The sequence below is a fragment of the Vibrio sp. 1078-1 genome (genome assembly GCF_033340475.1).
Genome location: NZ_JAWOWM010000032.1, coordinates 1 through 10413, shown reverse-complemented (window position 1 = coordinate 10413; position 10413 = coordinate 1). Strand labels below are relative to the sequence as shown.

4 protein-coding genes and 1 pseudogene are annotated in these 10413 nt (G+C 43.2%); 3 read left to right on the top strand and 2 right to left on the bottom strand.

Annotated features, from left to right (window positions below; translation table 11 throughout):
- A pseudogene (locus R7190_RS24980) lies at positions 1–126 on the top strand (Ig-like domain-containing protein); the annotation flags it as partial.
- Positions 127–177: 51 nt separating this feature from the next.
- The gene (locus tag R7190_RS24975) at positions 178–6924 is read left to right on the top strand and encodes a Calx-beta domain-containing protein (protein ID WP_318137624.1); all 6747 of its coding nucleotides are present in this window, start codon (positions 178–180) and stop codon (positions 6922–6924) included.
- An 87-nt stretch (positions 6925–7011) separates the two neighbouring features.
- Here R7190_RS24975 and R7190_RS24970 read toward each other — a convergent pair whose 3' ends face one another.
- A complete protein-coding gene (locus tag R7190_RS24970; protein WP_005377363.1) occupies positions 7012–7626 on the bottom strand; it encodes an OmpA family protein in 615 nt (204 codons plus the stop codon).
- Between the two features lie 2 nt (positions 7627–7628).
- A complete protein-coding gene (locus R7190_RS24965; protein WP_021707835.1) occupies positions 7629–8942 on the bottom strand; it encodes a TolC family outer membrane protein in 1314 nt (437 codons plus the stop codon).
- Between the two features lie 389 nt (positions 8943–9331).
- Here R7190_RS24965 and R7190_RS24960 point away from each other — a divergent pair.
- Positions 9332–10413, top strand: a 1082-nt coding sequence (locus tag R7190_RS24960) for a Calx-beta domain-containing protein (protein WP_318127202.1), incomplete at its 3' end; no start/stop codon positions are given.

Genomic DNA, 10413 nt, shown 5'->3' with positions numbered 1-10413 from the left:
AACGGCACGGTCTCGGTCAACCCGGATGGCAGCGTCACTTACACGCCAAACGACAACTTCCACGGTACAGACAGCTTTACCTACATCGTTACGTCCGGTGGCGTCAGTGAGTCCACCACGGTGAACGTCGATGTGACGCCAGTCAATGACAAGCCTGACAGTGAGGACTTTACGCATGTGACTGACAAGCCTGTGACGCAAGTTGTATTTGATACTGATACGAAACCTTTAGGTGATGGCGACTCTCAAGATCATATCGCGGATGTTGAAGACGACTTAAAAGGCAACGATCTACATGTCCGAATTACTGAACTGCCAACCTCAGGTACGTTGTTCTTTAAAGATAGTGATGGTGAGTTGCACGAAATTAAAGAAGTAAGCGATACGCTTTATGACAAAGACAGCCTTTACTATGAAGCTGATAATGTTGGCTTCTTATTAGGTATCAAAGATCGTCCAAATACGCCTAATGGCTCGGAATCTACAACAGATTTCAATAACTGGGGATTAAGTGAGGATGGTGGTTCATCACATTCCCGTACTGAGCATTTAGCCAATGGAGCTTCTATCACCATTTCTTCTGATAGCGGTGAGCTTGCGCAGTACAACCGCCAGGTGTCACACATCGGCAATGGTATCGCTGACAATGATGGGCAGGGTATTGAGAAAGGTGAAACGATTACGATCGATTTGTCTAATAACCCTGTGGGCAGCGTAAACCTTGGCTTAGATGGATTAGGTGGATTGTTTGATTACGGTGATGACAACGCAGCACTTATTACGGTTACATACTTAGATTCAAATAATGTCCAACAGACTCAAACGTTCGAGTTTTTGAAGCCTGAAGGCAACTTCATGCTATTCCAAGAAACAAGCGTTGGTTATGGGAAAGATCTAGCTCTTCCTGAAGGTTCGGTCATTACTCAGTTAGATTTTTCTACGAAAAATGAAGGTAACTGGGAGTTACGTTATGTAGAAGGTGTTCCTGCCGAAGACAGCTTTGGATATGTTGCAGTCGACTCTGAAAATGGCGTTAGCGATCCATCTACAGTCAATATCGTTAACGAAATGTTAGATGGTAATGTTGCGGAAAACGGGCCAAGTCTGTCTGTGGTCGGTGATAGTGTGACCGAGGGTGACAATATCACGTTCTCGGTTGTTTTAGATGAAGTCACCAGCACTGCTGTTAAGTACCAAGTTGATATGCTTGCTCAAGGTTCTTCAGTTGATAAGAATGACATAAATCTATCGAATGCAACCTACACAAATGGTGTTGTTTTCTTAGGTGGTTACTTGATTGTTCCAGCAGGTATAAGTAGCTTCGAAATATCGATTCCGACTATTGATGACTTGGTTGTGGAAAGCAGCCAAACGGTCGTTCTTGAGCTCGGAGGTGAAACGGGGACGGCAACAGTTCTTGATAATGATAGTACAGAACTTAGCGTAATAGATGCGGGCGATGTAATTGAAGGAACTGACGCAATATTTACCGTTTTACTCTCTAACCCTGTTCAAGAGGCCGTTGTCGTCAATCTGAAGTCAACAACAAATGATAGCTATACTGCGGAAGATGTTGATCTAGGCACTATGGTAGTGACCTATGTGGATACTCATGGTCAAACTCAAACATTAGATATAGCGCCTAATGGAGACGTTACTATACCTCCAGGTGTCGCTGAATTTAAAGTCGCAGTCCCGACCAAACTAGATAATGTCCATGAAGGTGATGAGAGCTTTGGTCTTACGGTTACGGAAATCGGTAGTGTCACCAGTAATGGTATTGCAACTGGTAACGCAAATATTGTGGATTCTGATCCTGCACCTTTAGTTAGTATTAGTGCCGATCAAAATAGCGTAAATGAAGGTGAAACGGCAGGCTTTACGCTGACACTTGATAAAGTTGCAGATGAGAGTGTTACGGTTCATTTCGAATATAGCGGCGTGGCCCAAGATGGAAAAGATTTTGTTGGCGTTCTGAGTGTTGAAGTTCCTGCGGGTCAATCTTCAGCTGCTCTTGACTTACTGACGGTCACCGATGGTATTTATGAGGGCGCAGAATCTTTCACAGTAACCATTAAAGAGGTTGATGGCGCTGATGCGAGCATTGCTTCAAATAACAGCGCAAGTGTTGTGATCGTTGATGCCCAAAGTGCACCGAAAGTGACTATTAGCTCAGATCAATCCTCAGTTGATGAAGGTAGTGATGCAAAATTTATCGTCAACATTGACCAAAAAGCAGATGAAGATGTACTGGTAACATTCACAATCGGAGGGAATGTTGATGACAAAGATTATATTGCTCCAAGTACGTACACAGTCACGATTCCAGCGGGTAAAACGTCGGCGCCGATTGATATAAAAACTCTCGATGATGGTATTTACGAAGATCTTGAAAACCTAACCGTGACTCTAATTGATACGGTTGGTGCAGATTCGACGCTTGCAAGTGACTCGAATGAAGCAACAGTCTCTATTATAGATGCTCAGCACGCTCCAGAGTTTATTTCTGGCGGCGATAGTGCTGGTGACAAACCAAATGATGATGTTTACGACTTCGGGTCAGTTAACGAAAACACGGTGAGTGGGGCCGTTATCGGCACGGTCGTTGCTGAAGATCACGATAATGACGTGCTTGTATACCGCTTTGCAGATGGCTCGAGCACTAATGGTATTTTTGATATCGACCCGACAAGCGGAGAGATTTCATTGAACAAGACAATCGATGATGTTGACTTGGGCGATTATACGCTTCAGGTTGAGGTTATCGATGGAACTGGCGGGATTGATACTGCCGAGGTAAATGTATCTCTGGTAAATGTGAATGATGCTCCTGAATCTTCGCCTTCAGTGGTTGAGATGAATGAAGATTCTCAAGTGATGCTTGATTGGTCATCATTCGGTATTAGCGATGTGGACTCTGATGTATCAGATCTCTCCGTCCAAATTACAACGCTTCCTGGCGATGGATCATTAGAGTACAGAGATTCGCAAGGCGATTGGCAGTCTGTCCAAATCGATCAAGTGCTTGATAAGCCGCTCTTTGATGAAAACAGTGTTCGTTTTGTACCTGAATTAAATGAGTCTGGCAGTGACAGCTTCGGCGGAAATCAAGTCGGAGACCAGGAGTCTAGTTACGCTCAAATTGGCTTTAAACCAACAGATGGACAGAGTACCGGTCAAGAGTCAACACTGACAATAGACGTAAACCCTATCGCTGATAAACCGAACTTAATCGCAGTGACGCCATTAAACTCATTGCCTCAACAAGAGTTTAACGTTACGACATGGAGTAATGTTCAAGTTGGTTCTAGTGATGGTATGGGGGTCAATGGAGAGACTCTAATCTCAGCGATCAACGCTCTTAATGAAGCCGATGGTACTCGATTGAGTTGGGCAAATGTGGAAGATTTAGGGACTCATGCAACCTTGGCAAATGAGGCCGTTCTAGTCACATCTCTTGTTTATCTCGAAGCTGGCTCGAGTTACGACTTTGTTGGTCAAGCCGATGATAGCCTTGCAATCAAGTTGGGTGGTACGTTACTTGATCAAGCTCGTTGGGGGAGCGACAGTGGTGATATTAAGGGAGCTAGCTTTACCCCTTCGGTATCTGGCTTTTATCCAATTGAAATTTATCACCATAACCAAAGTGGTCCGGGTAACTTTAATGTGGATGTATCCATTAATGGACAAGCGCCTGTCAACCTGAGCAATAGTAGTCTTTACGTAGTTAGTGATGAAAGTGCACTAGAAGCAACTGATATCAGAACGTCTGAACTACAAGAAGTTAATGGTGTTGCGTTTTACGAAACATACCAGCTGAACGAAGGGTTACAAGATACAGCGATACCGCTCTCTGAAATTAAAGCAAGCTTAAATGATACAGATGGCTCTGAATCACTTAAAGTCACGCTAACTGGCTTACCTGTAGGTGCGATCCTTTCAGATGGAAATAGTTCTATTACTGTCGCAACTATTGATGAAGAACTGGACGTGACAAGTTGGGCATTAGATGCACTTACTGTGACTCCACCTGCGGGCTCCCATGATGACTTCACTATCAATTTGACTGCAACGAGTACAGAAAGCTCGAATGGTGATTCAGCAGAATCTAACTTGGTGATCAATGTTGTAGTACATGAGAACTTACCGACGGAAACGGAAAGTGATTTGGGCGAAACCATAGAAGACAATACTCTACAAGGGAATGTATTGCTTAATGACTCTGACGGCGACAATATTCTGATGGTAGATCATCTTACTATCGATGGTGCTGATTACGAGGTAGGCGAAAGTGTTTCTTTGACTAGTGGTACGTTACTAGTAAACCGAGATGGTAGTTACATATTTGAACCTGCTGAGCATTGGTCAGGTGACGTTCCATTAATTAGCTATACCACAAATACTGGCGTAACAAATACACTTGATATCAATGTTGTTGCTATCGCAGATGCACCTACGATCACGATCAATGTTGGCGACTTAGTTAAACGAGATGCTATTGATCCAAACCATCACTTAGCTACATCGGCAATAAATAATACCAATACCGAAAATGAGGCTGTCGCAGCCAACCTTGGGTTGGATAATGCAGTACCTAAAATTAATACACACGCTGGTGTTGTGTTGGGAGTCAATACTGACTTAAGTGACACCGACAGCTTGTTTGTTGGGACAGATTTCAACGATGTATTCTATGGTGGCGGTGGCGATGACGTATTTGTTGGCGGTGGTAACAATGATACGTTTTATGGTGATGACGCGACCAGTCTTACTCTGCATGATGGTAAAGATACAGTTTACTTAACAGGGAACTTTGATGACTACAAAATGACCTTCAAAGACGATCATGGCGGTAAAGTTCCATATTGGATTTTATTAGATAGTCGTTCTATCGATTCGGTAAACGATCATACAGGTAGTGATGACCGAGGTGATCATTTATATGAAATTGAACGCGTTGTTTTTGCAGACAAAATTGTTGATTTGAAACCTGATGGCACTTATGAAGTGCTTCAAGATCGCTGGATTTCGGTCGATGTGGATGTTGATCTAGTTGATGTCGATGGAAGTGAGGATTTAGCGCAGACTGCTCTTGTACAAGATCTACCAGACGGTGTTGACGTGTATGTTGATGGGCTCGCAATTAAGCAAGATTCAAATGGAGATTACCCTGTCACTCTTGGTACAGATGGTAAGCTTTCCCTGGATATCAGAGTGCCATTCGATTATGAAGGCAGCTTAGAGTTCCCGCTAAGCGTTACTGCTACGTCTGTTGAAGGATCAAATAATGACGCAGCTTCAACAACTGAATCCGTTGAGCTTACAGCTCGTGACTATGTGTTGGAGTCGGGATCACATGGGAATGATCAGATAACGGGTAGTGACGATCACGATATTATTGTTGGTGATGTTCAAGGATTGGAGATCATTGCAGGTCAGGACTACAACATCGCATTTGTTCTGGATACTTCAGGGAGCATGGGTAACTGGGTAGGAACTGCGAAGCAAGAAGTGCTAGACGTGTTTGATGAGCTGTTAAGTGCGGTAAATCAAGGAGAGAAGCCAGGGACAGTGAATATTCACCTTAGTGAATTTGCTTCAAGTGCATCAGCGGTGATTTCTGTTGACTTGAGTTCTCTTACAGCAAGAAAAGAGTTTGTAGAAGAGTTGAATCGTGTAATTGATGATGAGGGTTCTGGCGGCACAAACTATGAGGCGGGCTTACAGTCGGCCGTTGAATGGTTCAGCAGTCAACCTAACCCTAATGGCCAAAATATCACGTACTTTGTTACGGATGGTCAACCAAATAGAGCAACATACCTCTATGGTGTAGCACCGAGTGAATTCTCGAAAGTGATTTTGGACGTCGATAATTCTGGCAAGCTTGTTACCCTGCAAGATATTGCGAGTAAAAACAATTACTCATACGGACAAACAGTTACCTACAAAGGTGATGTCGTTATAGATAGTTACGGTAAGGTTTATTCACCGCTAACAGGAAGAATCCTTGGCGATATCGACAGATATTATGGCTCTATCCGTTATTACGATGAAGGGAATAGCTCGACACAAGCTCAACACATGTATCAAGTACTAGCGGCATTGTCCTCTATAGAAGCGATAGGTCTTGGGAGTGGCGTTGATGAACATACACTCAAGCAGTATGACACTGATGGTGTGGTAGAGTCAGATATTGATGTTACTAAGCTTGCTGAAACGATATTGGGTCAAGATGTACCTCTCAAACAAGGTTCAGACACTATTCAAGGAGGTGAAGGTAACGATATCTTGTTAGGTGACTTAATTGAGTTTGGTGGTAATGAACAAGGCTTAAGTGCGATTCAATCACATGTGGCGCAGCAAACGGGTCAGGATGTGTCTACCGTTGACGGCGAAGATATACATGAGTACGTTAGAAATAACTTGGAAGAATTCAACCAAACTCACCAAGGAGATAAATCGGATAATTTATATGGCGGCGCTGGTGATGACTTACTATTTGGTCATGGTGGCAACGACATACTCGTTGGTGGTGAAGGGGATGATATTCTGATTGGTGGTTTAGGTAGTGATACTTTAACAGGGTCAGAAGGGGCCGACATCTTTAAGTGGAGTGAAGTCACTAACGATGTTGATACTGTCACTGACTTCAATAAAAATGAAGACGCTCTAGACTTCTCAGATCTGTTTGACGACTTATCTAAAGATGAAATTGGAGAGCTTCTTAATGATCTTCAATCAGGTGATCATACTGGTGATGTCGGAGAGTATCATGTAGAAGTGGCACCAGACGGGGGATCTGAGGCAAACCTGAGTATTACAAAAGGGAGCTCGACATTGGACATCCATTTTGACGGTGCAAGTGTTGATGATGTGACTCAAAGCTTAATTGCGAGTTTAGAAGCTCAGTACAAAGACATGTAGTAGCGCTAAACTGTAGTCAAATTTAAAATCAAAAAAGGTCTAGCAATTTGCTAGACCTTTTATTTTTACGGTCTGTTTATTGTTGTGCTAGCTTTTTGGAAGTGTTGTGAAAACGGTCCATTCTTTCTTCACTTCACCCTTGTGGCCAATCACTGTTGCGGTTACTCGACGGTTCAATGCGTGACTAACTTGGTCTGTACCTTGTGTCGCAAGTACTGTGTCTCCATAGCCGACAATGGTAACTCTATCTCCACTAATGCCATTCTTCATGAGCTCTTTTCTAACGTTTTCAGCGCGGCGCTTAGATAGGTCAAGATTATGTTCTGCAGTACCAGTGCGACTAGCATAACCTTGAATCTCTATAGACGTGTTCGGGTACTCTTTCAAAAAGTCGGATAGTTCAAGAATTTGTTGCGTAAAGATAGGGTTGATCACATCGGAATCGTTCGCAAATAGTACTCGAATTTGCATTTCTTGTGAGGAGTCAACGTACGAACCACAACCGTCGTTGTCTATTTCGGCACCCAAAGGTGTACCCGGGCACAAATCTCGCTCGTTAATGACTCCGTCAGAGTCATCATCTATATGATCAGCCCACTGATCGGCAATTGGGGTATCTATGTAATCATATTCATCACCACGATCTGATGAACTGCATGCGGAGAGCATTAATGAGAGTGTAATAAAAGCTATGTGTTTCATAATTAATACTCCACTTCTTCTAGCCATTCTTTAGGCATTTCAACCCTTAATGCACTCAACAGTTGCCCAGTTGCGTTCATCACTCGATATTTGGCGTACTGCTCTGCGTATTTAGAATCTAAGTAGTCTTTACGCGCCTCAAAGAGCTCGTTTTCAGTGTTCAATAGATCAAGCAGTGTTCGTTTACCGATGCGATATTGCTTCTCGTAAGCAATTACGGTCTCAGACGCAGAGTCTACATGATCTGATAGAAACTCTTTTTGTTGTAATGTTAAATCAAGCGCACTCCAAGAAAGCCTTAACCCTTCTTCAACATTGCGATAGGCACCTTCACGCAAGTCTTTTGCTTTATTTAGCTGGTAGGCGAAGTTTTCTGAGTTCGCTGCATCACTGCCGCCATTGAATAGGTTGTAGCGTAGACGCAGCATGGCAAGTGTCTCATCACTTCGACCTTTTAAACCATCAGCGTCGTCACGCCATGTTTGCGAAGCTTCAATGGAAATGGTTGGGTAATTAACACCTTTAGACTGTTTGTATTGAAACTTAGCCGAGTCTACGTCTGCGAGCGCCACTTGAATAACGGGATGAAGTTCAAATGCCAAGCCTACCGCTTCATCAACCGTGTACGGGATAAAGTTTTGGTCCGCTCTCGGAAAGATTAACCCTTGTGGTGTTTGACCGACTAAACGAGTGAACATCGTGTGAGAGTCATACAGGTTATTTTGAGCAGCAGCTAAGTTTCCGTGTGCTTTTGCCAAACGTGCTTCTACCTGCGTCAAGTCAGCAGTAGAGCCGATACCCGAGTTGACTCGTTTTTTAATATCATCGTAAATATCTTTATGAACAGCAAGGTTGTTTTCTGAAAGCTTTAGGACTTCATACGCTTTAACAGCGTCCAAGTACACTTTAGTCACTTCAAGTGCCTTATCTGAAGCATCTGCTAAGAGTTGAAATCTAACAGATTCAGCATCAGCTGCGGTTCGATCAATATCATTTAACGTAGCGCTACCATCCCATATTAGTTGGGTCAGTGTCACTGAAGCTTCCTTTCGAGTGTAATCCGTGTCGCCTCGACCAACTTCATCTGACGGGTCTAATCCTTCATATCCAATTCCAGCATCTAGATCAACAGAGGGGAGGTAAGCACCTGATGAAGCTTCATTTATGTACTTCTGGCTCATAAACTCGTTAAATGCACTTTTAATATCGGGGTTATTTTGTAGCGTCTGTGCAACCGCTTGCTCTAGAGTTTGACCGAAAACTGGTGAAGACACTATTAAGCAACAGCAGGCTATATGTACTCGATTCCATCTCACGTTAGTTCTCCTAAAATCATGTCGCTCTTATTCTGTTTCATATTTGAGACGAGAAGTTACAAACAATGAATTTTCTTAGTGCGTATTATCAACTTGTTGATGTTTAAATGTTTAATTCAATAAAAAACAACAATCTTACTCTCTAAACTCTAGCATACGAGGCAAAGCTTGCTTGGTAAGTGGTCGATTTTTTCGTAGAAAACCTTTTTATCTTAAGAGCATAGCGGAAACTGGTTTAAATGAAGGCAAATTCTTCGGTTATTTTCCTTATTACTCTCAAAAAACTAAATCCTCTTGGAATAAAACGAAAAATTCATATTTTGTCTAAACTATAGACGTGTTTAGTGCAGTAACAAGCCTTTAATTAAACTAATACAAGGATGAAGAGCATGGATCGAGTAGCGTTAAGTTCATTGATGAGCAATGTCGTGGTTATAGGGCTTGATGGGAACCTGAGAAGTCTTGAAAGTGGTCAGCTACCTCAGCCTGGTGAATTAATTATTGAGGAAGTTTCTGATACATCAGAATTAATTGTACAACAGGTAACACCGCAAGGTAGTTCAATTAACGTTACTGATGATGTCACTGCGCTAATCGAGGCTATCGCTAGTGGAGAAGACCCGGCTGCTCTTGGTGAGGATTTTGAGCCAGCTGCTGGTGAGGAAAGTGGTTCTAGCCCCCAAAATACTGGTGCAATAGATCGTACTGGCGCTGAATTGTTGGCTAGTACGAATTTTGAGACCGTCGGTATTGATGGAATCGGACTATCTACAACTCAAGCACTATCTTTGTTGGATCTTTTCAGAGTAATTAATGGCCCTGTACCACCGACTATCTTAGTTCAAGAAATATCTAGTCCGACTATCAACGAAGGTGACCAAGTTGTATTCGATATTACTCTAAGTCAAACAACTGAAGACAATACTGATGTCATTCTTTCTCTCCTTGATGGAACCGCAACAGGCGGCTCAGCTGACGAGAACGGGAGTGACTACGTCAATGAGCGTGTCCTCATAACATTTTCTGATGGTACAACAGAAGAAGTTTCAGTCGGTGAAAGCGGAACCTTTACCATTTCGATCCCACCGGGTGAAAGTGACTTTACGGTCTCTATAGACTCTATTGACGACTCTGTATTTGAAGGCCCAGAAACGTTTACGCTCTCTGGCACGACAGAAGAACAAAGCACACCTGTTACTGGGACTGCCACTATTTTAGATGATGGTAGTGGACCTGGCTCAAATCCTGATGATGATCGCCCAGCGGTAACGATGAGTGATGCAGGTACGGTTAATGAGGGTGAGACAGCGAACTTCAAAGTGACGCTGTCGAATGCCTCCGAGTCCACTGTTCAAGTCGAGCTAGGCCTGAACTTAGGTGATACCGAAGTTGGAGACTTAGGCACCTTAGAATACAACACAGGCTCCGGTTGGGTTGCAGTGCCAAACGATGGCGTAGTAACGGTGCCAGC